Source organism: Paraburkholderia acidisoli, assembly GCF_009789675.1.
Taxonomy (GTDB): Bacteria; Pseudomonadota; Gammaproteobacteria; order Burkholderiales; family Burkholderiaceae; genus Paraburkholderia; species Paraburkholderia acidisoli.
Genome location: NZ_CP046913.1, coordinates 1592443 through 1608833 on the forward strand (window position 1 = coordinate 1592443; position 16391 = coordinate 1608833).

Sequence of the window (16391 nt, forward strand, 5' to 3'; positions counted from 1 at the left end):
CTTCTCGCTCAGCGCGTCGAACACCGTGCGCCGCAGCAATCGCTGCGGCGTATTTTTTTGTGCATTGCGACGATCGCGCCCCGTGATATTCCGGTGTCCGAACGATTCGGCCGCCGTCATGAATCCCGCCGATTTACACGCATTTTCACCCGCATCGTGCACGCCGTTTTTCACCTATGATGACTCAAGCGGCGGTCCCTTCACTATCTACATGCATGCATAAGCCATCGGGCCGCCGCCTTCACAGGATGCTCGACGTCGATACGAACCGCATCGAACGGAGGCGTAGATGGCATGGAGACACAAGAACCGCTGGTTTCGGCGCTGGATGCTGGTGATGGTCTTCTGGCTCGTGCCGGTGATGATCGTTGCCGTACGCGAGATTCAGGACGAAATGGCGTATAACCGCGCGGACCTGCAACGCGCGCTCACCAGCTGGACGTTCACCGACGCCGAACGCAACGCCGGTGCCCCGCTGCGCTGCCATGGCACGCCGGAAACGGCGCGCGCGGCGGGCTGCCCCGCCGAAGTGCTTGCCGCCAACGCGCCGCATCAGCAAGAAGCCGAACGCGAGTATCAGGTGCGCCGCGCCACGCTCGCGAGCTATCTCTGGCATGCCTTCGTGGGTTATTGGGTCGTGCCGGCGCTGGTGCTGCTCGGTATCGGCATCGTGCTCGGCGGCGTCAAACGCGCGCTGCGCCGCCCTGCGCCCAAGCCTGCCACGGCCGCGGAGCACTGAGCGAAGACGAAGGAACCGGGTGGTGCTGAACGACACCTTGCCCGGTTATCGCGAGAGGCGGATCGAATCTCGGTACCATGCGGATGAGCGCCGCAACCCACGGCGCCCGGAACCCAAATGGAGAACAAGATGACCGCATCTCGCTTCATTTTGAAAGCTTCTGTCGCGATCGCGCTAACAGGTGCCGCCCTTGCCGGCTGCACCATGACGGGTCGCCAGGCCCCCGACGCTTCCGAAAACGCCTCGCGCGCCCAGGCCATCGACGCGGGCGTGGACGGCACCCTCTCGCGCCTTTATCAGACCGTGCCGGGCTCGCAGGACCTGGTCGGCAAGGCGCGCGGCATTCTGGTGTTTCCGAGAGTGATTCAGGCGGGCATCGGCGTAGGCGGCGAGCACGGCGACGGCGCGCTGCGCGTGGCAGGCAACACGGCAGGCTACTACAGCACGACGTCGGGTTCGATCGGCGCCACGCTCGGCGTGCAGTCGAAGTCGGTCGTCTATCTGTTCATGACGCAGGACGCGCTCGATAAATTCCGCGCCTCGAACGGCTGGTCGGCGGGCGGCGATGCCTCCGTCGCGCTCGTAAAGATCGGCGCGAACGGTTCCATCGATACCACCACGGCCACCAAACCCGTGGAAGTCTTCGTGCTCACCAACAGCGGCCTGATCGGCGATCTCTCGCTCGGCGGCACGAAGATCAACAAGCTCGATCTTTAGGCGCGACGGATGCCCTGTGCGGCACGTGCACGAAGCTCAACTCGTGGACGTGTCGATCACCTTGAAGCGCGAACGCTTGTTCGCACGAATCACGGCCTGATACGCCTGCACATATTCCTGCGCCATGCGGTGCGACGTGAAGCGCTCTTCGAAGCGGCGGCGCACGCCCGCGCGCGACATGCGGGCGATGCGATTGACGGCCGCCACCGCGCCGATCTCGTCCTCGACGATGTAACCCGAAACGCCGTCGTCCACGACTTCCGGCACCGCGCCGCGGTTGAACGCGACCACCGGCGTGCCGCACGCCATTGCCTCGATCATCACGAGACCGAACGGCTCCGGCCAGTCGATCGGGAACAGCAGCGCATGCGCGCCCGAGAGGAATTCCGCCTTCTGGTTGTCGTTGATCTCGCCCACGAACTCCACGTGCGGCAAGTCCAGCAGCGGCCGGATCTCGCGTTCGAAATACTCGCGGTCGGCCTCGTCGACCTTCGCGGCGATGCGAATCGGCAGCCCGCAACGCCCGGCAATGCGAATGGCGGTATCCACGCGTTTTTCGGGCGAGATGCGGCCGAGAAACGCCAGATAACGCTGCTCGACGGGCTGCGGCGTGTAGAGGTCCTCGGGCAGGCCGTGATAGACCGTGCGCAGCCAGCGCGCTTGCGGCATGGGCTGACGCTGGGCGTTCGAGATCGAGATCACGGGCGCGGTGTTGAACGTGTCGAACACGGGCTGCTGCTCGGGCAGATCGAGACGGCCGTGCAGCGTCGTCACGAACGGCGTGTCCTGGCGCTTGAACACCGAGAACGAGTAGTAGTCCATATGAAAATGCAACACGTCGAACTGCTCGGCCTGGCGGCGCACCATCTCCATGAGCAGCATGTGCGGCGCGATACGGTCGCGAATGCTCGGATCGAGACGCAGCGCACGCGGCCACACGGGTTCGAGTTTGGCGCGCGTGACCGAATCGCCGCTGGCGAACAGCGTGACGTCGTGCCCGAGATCGACCAGCGCTTCGGTGATGTACGACACGGCGCGTTCCGTGCCGCCATAGAGTTTGGGCGGTACCGATTCGGTCAGCGGGGCGATCTGCGCAATTCTCATCGGGAGTCTCCAGAAAACGGGGCCGCTTGGTCGTGCAGGGTCGTGCGGCGGTCGAGCCTGCACGTTTCATCGAACGTCGTTATCGAACGTCGGGGCGAATCTGTTCCAGCTTGAAGCACCCGGCGTGCCTTGCGGTGGCCTTCCAGCACCGCCCTCGGAAATCGCGCCGGAACACGGCGGATCCGGGTTTGAAGCCAGTCAAACCCAAGCCAAACCCAAAGCCAACGTCGCCGCAGCTATCCCATTATTCGGCATACCGCGCCCTCGCGCCGCCGGTCTTTCAATTTCTATACGGTGTTACATGCCGAAACAACCGAGGTTTGCCTATCTTGACGGCCACTTCCAGGCGGGGCTGTCGATCGCATCGGGGTCGGCGAAACCGGTCGCGCCCAGCCGCCGTTCGAGCACGATCGACTGACTCGACGCCTCGCGCTCCAGCGCCGCGACCAGCCGCGCCGCGTGCGAAACCACCACCACCTGCGATTGCGCCGAAGCCCGCGCGATCAGCCGCGCCAGCGACGGCAGCAGGTCCGGATGCAGGCTGGTCTCGGGTTCGTCGAGCACCATCAGACCGGGCGGCCGCGGGCTCAACAGCGCCGCCGCGAGCAGCAGATAACGCAATGTGCCGTCCGACAACTCCGCGCCGCGCAACGGCCGCAGCAGCCCCTCCTGGCGCAGGGCCACTTCGAAGCGCCCTTCGTGATTGACGATTTCGACGCGCGCGCCCGGAAAGGCGTCGCCGATCGCATGATCGAGCGCCTCGGCGTCGCCGATCTCGCGGATCGTCTGCAACGCGGCGGCGAGATTCGCGCCGTCGTCGGCGAGCACGGGCGAATGCGTGCCGATCTGCACCTGGCGCGCGCTCGCGTGCTGGTCGGTGCGGAAATGATCGTAAAAACGCCACGAGCGGATCTGCTCGCGCACCGCGATCATCTCGGGCGCGCCGCGCGGGTCGGCATACTCGGTCATCATGCTGTCGAAGCTGGCCACGGGCTGCGCGAGCGTATTCCACTCGCCTTCCGGGTCGCGCACCCGGATCGCCGGTCCCTGGCGGTCCACCAGCAGCGCTGAAGGTCTCAGCACAGGGCCGCTCCAGATGCACTCGCGCTTGATGACGGGATCGAGCGTGAACTGCGAGGTGGTCGAAGGCGGCGGCAAGCCCAGATCGATGGCATAACCGAACGTGTCGCCCGCGAAGCCGAGACGCAGGCTCACCGCGTCCTTGCGCACCGTGCCCTGCACGGGCTGCTCGCCCGCGAGCACGGCGCGCGAAAAGCGTTCCGGACCGGCCCAGAGCGTCGATGGCAGGCCGCCCTCGCGCGCCAGCGACGGAATCACGCCGCCGCGCGCGGTGAGCGCGAGCAGGCGCAATGCGCGATAGAGATTCGATTTGCCGCTGCCGTTCGGCCCCGTGACGACGTTCAGCGCGCCGAGCGGCACGATGAGTTCGCGCAGCGAGCGGTAGTTGGCAATGGCGAGCGTGGTTAGCATGCGAGGGCGTCGTGAGCGCGCGTCATGGCGCGGAACGCTCGATCATACGCAACTCGCGGCCGCCGATGGGCGCCACGATGCGCCGGGCCAGCATGTCGCCGGTAATTCACCGGCGCATCGGTTGGACACGTCAGGTCGGCTGCGGCACCGAGGCGAGATCGCTCAGGAAGGTGTCGCGCCACACGCCCAGATCGTTGCGCCGCAGCGCTTCCATGTTCGTGTGATAGCGCGCCTTGCGTTCGTCGAGCGGCATGCCGAGAGCCGTTTGCAGCGCCTCGGCCATGCCCGCCGAATCGTGCGGATTCACGAACAGCGCGCCCGACAACTCGGCCGCCGCGCCCGCGAAAATCGACAGCACGAGCACGCCCGGATCGTTCGGATTCTGCGCGGCCACGTATTCCTTTGCGACGAGATTCATGCCGTCGTGCAGCGGCGTGACGAAGCCGATCTGCGATTCGCGAAACAGCGACATCAGCTTCCAGCGGTCGTATTGCTGGCTCAGATAGCGGATGGGCGTGTAGTCGAGGCCCGAAAAACGGCCGTTGATGCGCCCCGCCTCCCGCTCCAGTTCCTCGCGGATCGCCTTGTAGCTCGCCACGTCCGAGCGCGTGGGCGGCGCGATCTGCACGAGCGTGACGTTGCCGCGCCAATCGGGCGCCTGCTCGAGCAGTTGTTCGAAGGCGTGGAAGCGTTCGACGAGCCCCTTCGAGTAATCGAGCCGGTCCACGCTCATGATGAGCTTGCGGCCTTCCAGGCTTTGCTTGAGGTCGAGCACATGCTGGCGGCTTTCGTAGCGCGCGGCCTGCTCGGCGATCTCGTCGGGGAACACGCCGATGCGGTACACGCCCGTGCGCAGCTTGCGCCCGTAGGCCTCGATCTCGCCGTGCTCCTTGTTCTCGCCGCTCTCCACGACCTTGCCGTGGGCCTCGCGCGCGATGTAGTCGTGAAACGCCTGCTGGTCGTTGCGCGTCTGGAAACCGAGCAGGTCGTAGCAGCACAGCGAGCGCACGAGTTCCTCGTGCGGCGGAATGGTCTGCAACACCTGCGGCGACGGAAACGGAATGTGCAGGAAGAAGCCAATGCGGTTCTTCACGCCCTCGGAGCGCAGCGCCTCGGCGAACGGAATCAGGTGATAGTCGTGAATCCAGATGTTGTCGTCGGGCTCGATGAGTTTCTTGAGCTTGTGCGCGAGCCACGCGTTCACGCGCCGGTAACCGGCGTACTCGTCGCGCTCGTAGCGCGCGAGGTCGTTGCGATAGTGAAAGACGGGCCACAGCGTGGCGTTGGAAAAACCGCGGTAGTACTGGTCGTAGTCCTTGCGCGTGAGGCCGACCGTCGCGAACGTAACCGGGTCTTCCTCGACGAGTTGCGGCCCGGCATTCGCCACCGTTTCGCTCACCACGTCACCGCTCCAGCCGAACCACACGCCGCCCGCGTCCTTCAGTGCGCCAAACACGCCAACCGCCAGACCGCCCGCCGAACCCTTGGTTTCGGTCGGCGTGGCCACGCGATTCGAGACGACTATCAATCTGCCCATCTTGCTCTACCTCCGCTTGTTATATCCGGCTGCCGGTCGTGCCTGCGTTCGCCCCGGACCTCGCGCAACCGCTCTCGATATTGGCTTCGTTTCCCGGCTACCGGCGTCGATCGCCTTCTTCGGTCGCCTTCGCCTGTCACTGTCGTCAACCGCCCTCGCGGCGCCCTTCGGCGACGGCTTCGCACGCTTCGCGGTCGTCGTCAGCCTGCGCGGCGTGATCGCTCGCATCGCGCCGCGCCGTACTTCCCGCCGCGCTTCCCGGCGTGCTGGCCGGCACCGCTCTCAACGCGCCGCGACCGCCATGCGCGACCGGATCGGCCTCGGTATGCGCGGCCGTACTGGACGCCGCCTGCCGCGCCGGACGCCGCACGAATGCCGGCACCTCGCCCGCGCTGCTTTCGAGTTCGGCCGCGAGTTCCGCACGCGCCCTCGGCAGGAACTGCGGATAGTGCTCGTTGACGAAATCGAGCAACCCTTCGCGCACGCGGCAACGCAGGTCCCAGTTGAGCCCCGAGTCGCCGGAACTCACGAGCACGCGCAACTGCATCGCGCGCTCGCTCGTGTCGGTGACCTGTAAAACCTGCACGCGCTTGTCCCACTCGGGCGCGTGTTCCACGATGCGCGCCAGTTCCTCGCGCAGCGGCGCGAGCGGCATGCGGAAATCGAGCCACAGAAACACCGAACCGATGATCTGCGCGCTGCTGCGCGTCCAGTTCGTGAACGGATTCTCGATAAACCATTGAAGCGGCACGATTAAGCGCCGCTGGTCCCAGATCCGCACGGAAACGTACGTGCCCGTGATTTCCTCGATACGGCCCCACTCGCCTTGGATCACCACGACGTCGTCGAGACGGATCGGCTGCGAAATCGCAATCTGCAAACCGGCAATCAGATTACCAAGCACGGGGCGTGCCGCGATACCGGCCACCAGACCGGCCACGCCCGCCGAAGCCAGCAGGCTCGCGCCGATCTGCCGCACGTTCGGGAAGGTCATGAGCGCCGCGCCCACCCCGGCGATGATGATGAGCACCATCACCGTTCGCGCCAGCACGCGCGCCTGCGTGTGGATGCGGCGCGCCTGCAGGTTGTCGGCGATATCGAGCGGATGCGCGGCCACGATGGCCTCGCCGATAGCCGCCGCGCAGCGCACCGAAAGCCACGTGATGGCGCCGATCAGCGCGAACGCGCACAGTTCGCGCAGACCGCCGATAAAGCGCAGCGTGTCGGGCGCCTGCCACCAGACGGATTCGACCGCGAGCACGGCCAGGACGGCGAGCGCGGGTTTCTGCACGTAGCGCACGAACACGCTCACGCGCGGATACGGCCGGGCGATGCGCCGCGCGACGCGGCCGCCGAGCCAATGAACGGCCACGGCGACAACGAGCGCGCAGGCGCTCACGAGCAAGGTACCGAGCCAGTTTTCCAATGGCCCGTCGGCGAGGCGGGAAAAGTCGTCGAAAGTCGGCATCTGCGGCCAGGTCCTCCGGAGCGTTGCGGCAACACGGGGAAGCGGCACGGGCGCGAGTCCCGCGGACGAAGGCGGCGCCTGGTGCGAGGCGGCGCGCCTCGCGGTGCTGGAGCGCCTGGGGTGACGCGGCGGGAGCCGTCCCCACACAGGCAGGCGGGTCGGCGGCCGCGTCGCACGACGGTGCGCGCGGGGCGCATCGCGTGGTGGGCGGGCGGACGAAGTCCGCCGCGCGCGTTACGTCAGGGGCAGGCGAATCGGCTTGAGCCGATCGAGCCGATCGAGCCGATCGACCGGCTCAAGCCGCGCAGTGCGGCTCAACTGCCGGTCTTGCAGGGGAACGCCTTGCCGAGCCCGAGCGAGATGGCCGTGCTCGCGTTGTAGCCGGCCACGTTCGGGTTGTCGGCGATGTACTTGCGCACCGCGTCGGTGAGTTGCGCCGAGCGCGCATCGGCCGGCAGGCAGAAGTACTGGCCGACGCGCGGGCCGGTCGTGCCGCCGATCGCGTCGATGGTGTTGAAGATGCCGTCGGCGGCGCCTTCGATATAGGCCGCGCACGCGCTGCGCGACGCGACGTCGGTTTTCGTGCAGAGCCGGTTGAGGTCGCTCGCCGTGAAGGCGAAGGCCGAAAGCGGCAGCGCCATGGCGCCCGCACAGATCAGAACCCGCAGCATGGTTCTCCTTGTCTTGTTGTAGAAGGCGGCCGCGTGGTCCGGTCTTGCATGCGGCCGCCAATCCCCATTATTTTGCACTGTTTTGCGGCGGCGCCATATTGGCCGTGGGCAAACCCGCCTGCGTGAAGCGCGCCGTGAGATCCTTGATCGCGTCCGGCGCCTTGTACTGGCGCGCGAAATCGAGCGCCGTCATGCCGATCTGGTTCTTCGCGCCGAGCGTGGCGCCGTGCTGGAGCAGAAAGTCGATCGTCGTGAGATGGTCGCCGCGTGCGGCCATCATCAGCGGCGTGGTGCCGTTCGGCGACGGCGCGTTGACGTCGGCCGAATACCCGACCAGCAGCTTGGCGACGTCGTCGTTGCCGTTCGCGGCCGCGTAGTGCAGCGGCGTCCAGCCCTTCTTGTTGACTTCGGCGCCCTTCGTGATGAGCAGCTTCACGAAGTCGACGTCGCCGTTGAGCGAGGCCAGCATGAGCGCATTTTCGCCCGCGCGGTCTTCGGCGCTAATGGTGGTTTTCGGATTGTCGAGCAGCACGGCGCCGACCTTGTCCGACTTTTCGCGCGCGGCGAGCACGAGCAGCGGCATGCCCTGGTCGTCGGTGGCGTTCGGGTCCATGCCGTTGGCCAGCGCCTTTTCGACGCCCTTGTCGTCGTCGAATTTCACGCTTTTGACGAGCGAATCGATCGGCGCGGCGTGCGCGACGCCCGCGCCCACCACGGTGGCAGCCACGCCGAGCAGGAGCGCGGCGGCGGTACGGCGAGCGGAGCGAGCGGTGGAAACCAGCATTTTAGAGTTCATGTCAAGCCTTAACGTTATCTGTTATCTCGTTGATATCAAACACCTTTGACAGCATGCGAGTCGAGATCAGGCCGTGGCCGGAATCTTGAAGAGCCGGAAAAAATTCTGCGAAGTCGCAGCGCCGAGTTCGGCGTCCGGCAGCCCACGCTGCTGTGCAATGAATCTTCCGACATGGCTCACGTACGCAGGTTCATTGGGTTTGCCTCGAAATGGCACCGGAGCGAGGTAAGGCGAGTCGGTTTCGATCAGCAAACGCTCGATGGGCACGCGGCGCGCGACGTCCTGCACCTCGGTCGCACTCTTGAATGTCACGATACCCGACAGCGAAATGTAAAAATTCTGTGCGAGCGCGCGTTCGGCGATCGGCCACGCTTCGGTGAAACAGTGCATCACGCCGCCCGGCTCACCCGCGCGCTCCTCTTCCATGATGCGCAGCGTGTCGTCGGCGGAGGCGCGCGTGTGGATGATGAGCGGCTTGCCGGTGGCGTGCGCCGCGCGAATATGCGTGCGAAAGCGCTCGCGCTGCCACTCCATGTCGGCGATGGTGCGCTCGCCGAGCCGGTAGTAATCGAGCCCTGTTTCGCCGATCGCCACCACTTTCGGATGCGCGGCCAGTTCGATCAGTTCGGCCACGCTGGGCTCGCGCACGTCTTCATGGTCGGGATGCACGCCCACGGACGCGTAGACGTTCTCGTGACGGCTCGCGATATCGAGCACGGCCGGCAGCGTTTCCAGGTCGACGGAAACGCACAGCGCGTGCGTGACGGCCTGCTCGCGCATGTTTTCGAGCACCTGCGGCAGCCGGTCGGCGAGGCCCTCGAAGTTGATGTGGCAATGCGAATCGACAAACATGGGCGGTCCTGCGATGAATAAAGGGGAACGTTAACAGTCGCGCCTGACGCGCAGGCCAAGGCGCTGGCCGCGCATGAGGAGCCGGACGCCACGGCGCCCGAGCCATCCGGTCACGCCCGGGCGGGTTCGTCACGGCCTCGGAGCTTAACCCACGTCATCAGGATGAAGCCGCGAGCGCGCACGCGGTGCGCTACCGGCCGAAAGCCCGCTCAGGCGAAACGCTCAGGGAAACCGCTGATGCAAACCGCTGATGCAAACCGCTCAGGCGAACAATTCACGATAGCCGAGAAACAGTTCCTCGAACACGAGGCGCGCATTCAGCGGATGGTTTTCCACGGCGCGCTGGCGCGTGACGGTCTTCATGTAGCGCGCCAGCGCCGCGGCATCGACGCTGTTCGCGCAGCGGGCCAGCGCCGCGGCGGCCTGCGGAAAATAGCGCGGCCGCCCCGCCGTACGCTGCGAAAGCAGGTCGTAGGCCCAGCGTTGCAGCCAGCCGAGCACGAGCGGCACGGGCAGCTTCTGCAAGGTCTCGCCGCACGCGAACGCGTCGCAGGCCGGGCCGGACGCGAGTTGAGCGAGCGTCCAGTCGCGCAGCGTGCGGTTCTCGTCGTGCGCGAGCGCCAGTGCCGCGAGCGGCGCGCCGCCCGCTTCGGCTAGCAATGCGGCGGCGTCGGCCACGCCTTGCTGCGCGAGCCATGCCGCGGCGGCATCCGGCGCGGGCGTGCCCATCGGCCATTGGCGGCAGCGGCTGACGATGGTGGGCAGCAAACGGTCGATGCGCGCCGAGACCAGCAGGAACACCACGCTCGCAGGCGGCTCCTCCAGCGTTTTCAGCAGCGCGTTGGCGGCGGCCACGTTGAGCGCCTCGACCGGATACAGCACGACCACGCGCAAGCCGCCGCGATGCGAGCCCACATTGGCGAAGTCGAGCAGCGCGCGCACCTGTTCGATGCGGATTTCCTTGCTCGGCGCGCGGCCCTTCTTGCCTTCCTCGCCCTCGCCTTTATCGGCTTTGGCGGCTTTGGCGTCGTCGTCTCCGCCGGCCGGGCCGATCTCGCCCGCGAGCGCCTCGGGCACCACGATGCGGTAATCGGGATGATTGCCCTGCGCGAACCAGTTGCAGGCCGCGCAGGCGCCGCACGGCTCGCCGTTCGCCTGCGGCGACTCGCACAGCAGCCCCTTGGCGAGATGCTGCGCGAACTGGAGCTTGCCGATGCCCGCCTGGCCGTGCAGCAGCAGCGCGTGCGGCCAGTGGCTGCGCAGTTGCTGGAGCCGTTGCCAGTCGTCGGTTTGCCAGGGATAGATCATCTTGTGAATCAATCGATTAGACGAGGTTCTTGAAGCGATGCTTAAAGTTCGGCGACCACGTGTTCGAGGCGCTGACGAATGGCGTCGATACCTTGCGACGAATCGACGATCGCAAACCGGTACGGCGCTTCCTCAGCGCGGCGCAGGTATTCGGCGCGCGTGCGCGTGAAAAACGCGTCGGTTTCGCTCTCGAAGCGGTCGGGTTCGCGCGCCGCGCCGCGTCGCTCGCTCGCGGTGTCGGGCGGCAGATCGAACAGCACCGTGAGGTCGGGCTGAAAGCCGCCCTGCACCCAGCGCTCCAGCGTTTCGAGCTTGTCGCGCGGCAGCCCGCGGCCGCCGCCCTGATACGCGAAGGTCGCGTCGGTGAAGCGGTCGGAGAGCACCCAGTCGCCGCGCGCGAGCGCCGGCTCGATCACCTGGGCGAGATGCTCGCGGCGCGCCGCGAACATCAGCAGCGCCTCGGTTTCGAGATCCATCGACTGATGGAGCACGATGTCGCGCACGGCCTCGCCGAGCGGCGTGCCGCCCGGCTCGCGCGTCATGACGACGCGGCGGCCCGTGGGCGCGAGCTTGTGCGCGAGCTGGTCGCGAAACCAGGCGAGATGGGTGGTCTTGCCCGCGCCGTCGATGCCTTCGAACGTGATGAATCGGCCCCGCGCCATTTAGTTACCCCGGATGTACTTGTCGACGGCCTTGTTGTGGTCGACGAGATTGTCAGAAAACACGCTGCTGCCGTCGCCGCGCGCCACGAAGTACAGCGCCGCGGTAGAAGCCGGATTGAGCGCCGCCTGAAGCGCCGCCACGCCGGGCAACGCGATGGGCGTGGGCGGCAAGCCGAGGCGCAGGTAGGTATTGTAAAGAGTGTCCGACTGCAAATCGCGCTTGTGCAGATGGCCCATGTAATTGCCGCCCAGACCGTAGATCACGGCCGGATCGGTTTGCAGCGGCATGCCCACTTTGAGCCGGTTGGAAAAGACGGCGGCGACCAGCGCGCGATCTCCCGCGCGGCCCGTTTCCTTTTCCACCAGCGAGGCCAGCGTGAGCGCCTCGTATGGCGACTTGAGCGGCAGCCCCGGCGCGCGCGCGGTCCACGCCTCGTCGAGCCGCGTCTGCATCAGCTTGTAGGCGCGGCGGTACACGTCGAGATCGCTCGAACCCTTGTCGAACAAATAGGTATCGGGGAAAAACAGCCCTTCGCCGTTACCGTAGGGCGCGGGCGGCGCGCCGATCGCCGCGAGCAGCTGCGCGTCGGTCATGCCGGCCGTGTCGTGGCGCAGCGCGGGATTCGCGTCGAGTTCCGCGCGCATGTGCTTGAAGGTCCAGCCTTCGATAATGGTCGCCACCGACTCGTTGACGTCGCCGAGCGCCATTTTTTGCAGCACGTCGTAAGGCGTCACGCCCGTCTTGAATTCGTAGTTGCCCGATTTGAGCTGACTTTGCAGCCCGAGCGCGCGCGTGATGAGCACAAAAAGCTGCGGCTGGACCGGCACGCCGCCGCGCCGCAATTGCGCCGTGGCGCTGCGCACCGTGCTGTGGGGCTTGATGGTGACGTCGAGCTGGGGAGCGGCGAGCGTGAGCGGCGTGGTGGCCCAGTGCCAGACACCGCCCGCGGCGGCGGCGCCAAGCACGACGAGCGCGGCGCCGGCGGCAAGGCATTTCTTCAGAAGGGACATGGAAACACGACTTTGGTTAGCCTCATATAATAACTGTTCGAACCCGCCAAAGTCAGGATTGACTGTTCCCCGAATCCATGAACTCCCCGCACGACCTCACCTCCCAGAACGCTTCCTCCACCACGCCCCTGGCCGCCGACTTCGACGCGGTGCTCAACGGCGGTGCCTACGCGATCCTGCCGCAGTTCGGCGTGATCGACGCCAACGGCGACGACGCCGCGAGCTTCCTGCATAGCCAGCTCACCAACGACGTCCAGCATCTCGACGTGGCCGGTGCGCGTCTGGCCGGGTATTGCTCGCCGAAGGGCCGCCTGCTCGCCTCGTTCCTCACGTGGAAGACCGGCGACACCATCCGCCTGCTGATCGCGAAGGACGTGCAGCCCGCCGTGCAAAAGCGTCTGTCGATGTTCGTGCTGCGCGCCAAGGCGAAGCTCACCGACGACAGCGACAAGCTGCTCGTCGTGGGCCTCGCGGGCGACGTGCGCGGCGCACTGGCCGCCGAATTCGACGCCCTGCCCGACGGTGTCCACGTCAAGGTCGACGACCCGGCCGGCACGCTGATCCGCGTGCCCGACGCGGCGGAGCGCGTGCGCTACCTGTGGGTCGGCCCGAAGGAGGCGGTCGAGGCGCGCCTCGCGAAACTCGACGGCGCGCTTAAGCGCGTCTCGCCGGCCGTGTGGGACTGGCTCGACATTCGCGCGGGCGAACCGCGCATCACGCAGCCGGTGAGCGAGCAATTCGTCCCGCAGATGGTGAACTACGACGTGCTCGGCGGCGTGAATTTCCGCAAGGGCTGCTATCCGGGTCAGGAGATCGTCGCGCGCAGCCAGTACCGCGGCACCATCAAGCGCCGCACCGCGCTCGCGAGCGTCGCGGCCGGGCTCGACCTCGCGCGCGCGGGCGCCGAGCTGTTCCACTCCGACGATCCGGGCCAGCCGTGCGGCATGGTCGTGAACGCGGCGGCCGCGCCCGATGGCGGCGTCGACCTGCTCGCCGAAATCAAGCTCGCGGCGCTCGAAAACGGCAGCGTGCATCTGGGCGCCGCCGACGGCCCCGCGCTGCGCGTGCTGCCGCTGCCCTACGCGCTGCCCACCGAAGTCTGATGTTGCCAGGCGTCGCGCGCGAGCCTGCGCATTGCGGCCCGCGTGCGGCGCGCCACTCCCGCATTCGCTGTCACGTTCACTTCTGCGGCGTCCCGCTCGCGCCAGGTTTCCCGCCATGTGCCTGATCGTCTTCGACTGGCGTCCGCGCGCAAGCGCCGGCACGCTCTTCACGCTCGCCGCCAATCGCGACGAATTCCTGCGCCGCACCGCCGACCCGCTGCACTGGTGGACCGGCGCCGACGCGGCCGGATCCGCCGCCTCGGGCGGCTCGTCGGCGGACGTGCTCGCGGGCCGCGATCTCGTGGGCGGCGGCACGTGGCTCGGCATGACGCGCGGCGGCCGCTTCGCCGCCCTCACCAACTATCGCGCGCCGCACGAAACGCGCGCCGACGCGCCCACGCGCGGCACGCTGGTCTCGCGCTGGCTCACGGGTGCGCCCGACATCGCAGATACCCCATTCGGCTATCTCGAAGAAGTCGCGCGCACGGGCGATCTCTATAACGGCTTCAATCTCGTGATCGGCGACTGGACGCGGCGCGAACTCGCCTGGTACTGTAATCGCGCCGATCTGGCGCCCGCCCTGCTGCCCGAAGGCACGCACGGCATTTCGAACGCCGTGCTCGACACGCCGTGGCCCAAGCTCGTGCGCAAGCGCGCGGAACTGGCGCAACGGGTGGAAGGCGCCACGCCGGCTCAGCCCGTGCCGCTCGCGCAACTCGTGGCAATGATGCGCGATCCGCAGATCGCCCCCGACCGCGACTTGCCCGCCACGGGCATTTCGCTCGAACGCGAGCGCGCGCTCTCGGCGGCCTTCATCGAAACGCCCGAATACGGCACGCGCGGCACGACGGCGCTGCGCGTGACGGTGCGCGATGGCGCGCTGGAAGTGGCAGCGATGGAACTCAGCGACGACGACGGCACGCACCGCATCGTCCGGCCCGGCGACTTCGTGCGCGAGGCAACGTTCAGCGTCGAAGCGCGTTAAACCAACGCGACACGGGGTTCAATCCACGGGGTTCAATCGCCCGTGCCAAACGCCGCGCGCAAGGCCTGCGCGGCGTCGCGATGCGCCTCGCGCGCTTCGTCGACGAACGAACCCATCTTGATGAACTCGTGGATCACGCCCGCATAGCGCACGAGCGTGACCGCGTTGCCCGCCGCGCGCAGCTTGCGCGCGTAGGCCTCGCCTTCGTCCACGAACGGATCGAATTCCGCCACGCCGATCCACGCGGGCGCGAGGTCGCGAAACCCGGGCACGCGGCCATCGGGCGATTGCGTGCCGTCGAGCGGCGCGAAACGCCAGTCGTCGCGGTCGGCGTCGCTGCGTGCGTAATGCCGGAAGAACCACTGGATCGTGCGCGCCGTGAGCAGATAGCCCTCGGCGAGACGTTCATGCGACTCGCTCTGCTGCCGCGCGGCCACGGCCGGATAGAACAGCAGTTGCAGCACGGGCGCGATGCCCGCGTCGCGCGCGAGCACGGCCACCACGGCGGCGAGCGTGCCGCCCGCGCTGTCGCCGCCCACCGCGATCCGCGTTGCGTCGAGCGCGTACCCGGCCGCTTGCGCGTGCAGCCACGCATAGGCGTCGAACGCGTCGTGCACGGCGGTCGGGAAGCGATGCTCGGGCGCGAGCCGGTAATCGACGGACAACACGGCGCAGCGCGCGTCGCGCGCGAACATGCGGCACAGCGCGTCGTGCGTGTCGACGCTGCCGGTCGTGAAACCGCCGCCGTGATAGTAGACGAGCACGGGCAGCGGCTCGCTCCACTGCGGCTCGACGGGCCGATAAAGCCGCGCGCGGATGGTCGTGCCGTCGCGCACGGGCACGCGTAGATCGTCGACGCCGTGCAGCGGCGCCGCATCGATCTCCAGCACCGAGGCGCTCTTTTCATACCAGGCGCGTGCGTCCTGCGGCGTTTGCTCGTGATACGGCGGACGGCCGCCGCGCGCGACCATCTCCAGCACGAGCGCCATCTTCGCGGTCAGCGGCATCGGGGTTGGCCTCGCGTCATCGCGTGATGCGGCCCGCTCAATCGGCGAATCAAGACGGCTTCTTCACGTCGGGCTTCAGCGAAAGCGGATCGACCGGATTGCGCTGCGTTTCGATGTCTTCGTGACGCAGCTTTACCGAGGGGAGGATGGCCGGATGCGTGAGCACGTAGAAGCGACCTTCGCGCACCGCGTCGAACGTGGCCTTCGCCACGTCGTCGGGCGTGAGCTTGCCCGAACGCACCGCGCGTTGCAGTTGCAGGTCGGCGGCCTGCTGCGAGCGCGTGGGCGGCACGGCGTTGCGCAGATGGTCGGGCCGGCTGCGCTCGGCGTTGGCGATGCCCGTGGGCACGAAGGCCGGGCACAGCAGCGAGCAGCTCACGAGATCGGTCACGTTCTTGAGGTCGTGATAAAGCGTTTCGGTGAGCGCGACCACGGCGTGCTTCGACGCGTTGTACACGCCCATCGCGGGCGGCGAAAGCAGACCCGCCACCGAAGCCGTGTTGACGATATGCGCGCGCTCGCCCTGCGCGAGCATCATCGGCGTGAAGCTGCGCACGCCGTTCGCGACACCCATCACGTTCACGCCGAACACCCACTCCCAGTCCTGCGCGCTGCTTTCCCACACGAAGCCGCCGGTGCCGACGCCCGCGTTGTTGAACAGCAGATGCGCCTTGCCGTAGGCGTCGCGCGCGGTTTGCGCCAGCACGTCCACCTGCGCCGGGTCGCGCACGTCGGTGCGCACGCCGATCGCCTGCGTGCCGTTCTCGCGCAACGCGGCCACGGCGGCGTCGAGCTGGGCTTCGTCGAGGTCGGCGAGCACGAGCTTCATGCCGAGCGCGGCGGCGTGTTGCGCGAACGCGCGGCCGAAGCCGCTCGCCGCGCCCGTGATGACGGCCACGCGGCCGTCGAATTCGAACGGTACGGTCATGTGCGAGTCACC

15 protein-coding genes and 1 pseudogene are annotated in these 16391 nt (G+C 67.3%); 4 read left to right on the plus strand and 12 right to left on the minus strand.

Features of this window, described 5'->3' with window-relative positions:
- Positions 1-289 precede the first annotated feature (289 nt).
- The gene (locus FAZ98_RS06895) at positions 290-739 is read left to right on the plus strand and encodes a hypothetical protein (protein WP_158950026.1); all 450 of its coding nucleotides are present in this window, start codon (positions 290-292) and stop codon (positions 737-739) included.
- 129 nt (positions 740-868) lie between these two features.
- Entirely contained in the window at positions 869-1456 is a 588-nt protein-coding gene (locus tag FAZ98_RS06900; protein ID WP_158950028.1) for a BPSL1445 family SYLF domain-containing lipoprotein, read from the plus strand.
- Between the two features lie 36 nt (positions 1457-1492).
- Here FAZ98_RS06900 and FAZ98_RS06905 read toward each other — a convergent pair whose 3' ends face one another.
- From FAZ98_RS06905 to mltG, 10 genes and pseudogenes are all read right to left on the minus strand, one after another.
- Entirely contained in the window at positions 1493-2560 is a 1068-nt protein-coding gene (locus tag FAZ98_RS06905) for a glycosyltransferase family 4 protein (protein WP_158950030.1), read from the minus strand.
- 324 nt (positions 2561-2884) lie between these two features.
- Positions 2885-4051 carry an AAA family ATPase gene (locus tag FAZ98_RS06910; RefSeq protein ID WP_158950032.1) on the minus strand — a complete coding sequence of 389 codons (1167 nt, stop codon included), beginning with the start codon at positions 4049-4051 and terminating at the stop codon, positions 2885-2887.
- Between the two features lie 130 nt (positions 4052-4181).
- Positions 4182-5588, minus strand: coding sequence for an alpha,alpha-trehalose-phosphate synthase (UDP-forming) (gene otsA, locus FAZ98_RS06915; RefSeq protein ID WP_158950034.1), 1407 nt, complete (start codon positions 5586-5588; stop codon positions 4182-4184).
- Between the two features lie 310 nt (positions 5589-5898).
- Positions 5899-7056 (minus strand): annotated as a pseudogene (locus FAZ98_RS06920) (mechanosensitive ion channel family protein); the annotation flags it as partial.
- 314 nt (positions 7057-7370) lie between these two features.
- The gene (locus FAZ98_RS06925) at positions 7371-7727 is read right to left on the minus strand and encodes a Rap1a/Tai family immunity protein (protein ID WP_158950038.1); all 357 of its coding nucleotides are present in this window, start codon (positions 7725-7727) and stop codon (positions 7371-7373) included.
- Between the two features lie 67 nt (positions 7728-7794).
- The gene (locus tag FAZ98_RS06930; RefSeq protein ID WP_158950040.1) at positions 7795-8523 is read right to left on the minus strand and encodes an ankyrin repeat domain-containing protein; all 729 of its coding nucleotides are present in this window, start codon (positions 8521-8523) and stop codon (positions 7795-7797) included.
- 66 nt (positions 8524-8589) lie between these two features.
- A complete protein-coding gene (locus FAZ98_RS06935; RefSeq protein WP_158950047.1) occupies positions 8590-9375 on the minus strand; it encodes a TatD family hydrolase in 786 nt (261 codons plus the stop codon).
- Positions 9376-9636: 261 nt separating this feature from the next.
- Entirely contained in the window at positions 9637-10683 is a 1047-nt protein-coding gene (locus FAZ98_RS06940) for a DNA polymerase III subunit delta' (protein ID WP_158950049.1), read from the minus strand.
- A gap of 41 nt (positions 10684-10724) precedes the next feature.
- On the minus strand, positions 10725-11345 hold the full coding sequence (tmk, locus tag FAZ98_RS06945) for a dTMP kinase (RefSeq protein ID WP_158950051.1): 621 nt from the start codon (positions 11343-11345) through the stop codon (positions 10725-10727).
- Complete coding sequence (gene mltG, locus FAZ98_RS06950) at positions 11346-12356, minus strand: endolytic transglycosylase MltG (protein ID WP_158950053.1); 1011 nt, start codon at positions 12354-12356, stop codon at positions 11346-11348. It abuts the gene before it with no gap.
- A gap of 77 nt (positions 12357-12433) precedes the next feature.
- Here mltG and ygfZ point away from each other — a divergent pair, with 77 nt between their 5' ends.
- Both ygfZ and FAZ98_RS06960 read left to right on the plus strand, forming a co-directional pair.
- Positions 12434-13459: a CAF17-like 4Fe-4S cluster assembly/insertion protein YgfZ gene (gene ygfZ, locus FAZ98_RS06955; RefSeq protein WP_158950055.1), complete on the plus strand. Its 1026-nt coding sequence runs from the start codon at positions 12434-12436 to the stop codon at positions 13457-13459.
- 115 nt (positions 13460-13574) lie between these two features.
- Entirely contained in the window at positions 13575-14444 is an 870-nt protein-coding gene (locus tag FAZ98_RS06960) for an NRDE family protein (RefSeq protein WP_158950057.1), read from the plus strand.
- 32 nt (positions 14445-14476) lie between these two features.
- On the opposite strand, the gene FAZ98_RS06965 is transcribed toward FAZ98_RS06960, so the two are convergent.
- Together FAZ98_RS06965 and FAZ98_RS06970 are read right to left on the minus strand one after the other, a co-directional pair.
- Positions 14477-15451, minus strand: a complete 975-nt coding sequence (locus tag FAZ98_RS06965; RefSeq protein WP_158950059.1) for an alpha/beta hydrolase — start codon at positions 15449-15451, stop codon at positions 14477-14479.
- 49 nt (positions 15452-15500) lie between these two features.
- On the minus strand, positions 15501-16379 hold the full coding sequence (locus FAZ98_RS06970; protein ID WP_158950061.1) for an SDR family oxidoreductase: 879 nt from the start codon (positions 16377-16379) through the stop codon (positions 15501-15503).
- Positions 16380-16391 lie beyond the last annotated feature (12 nt).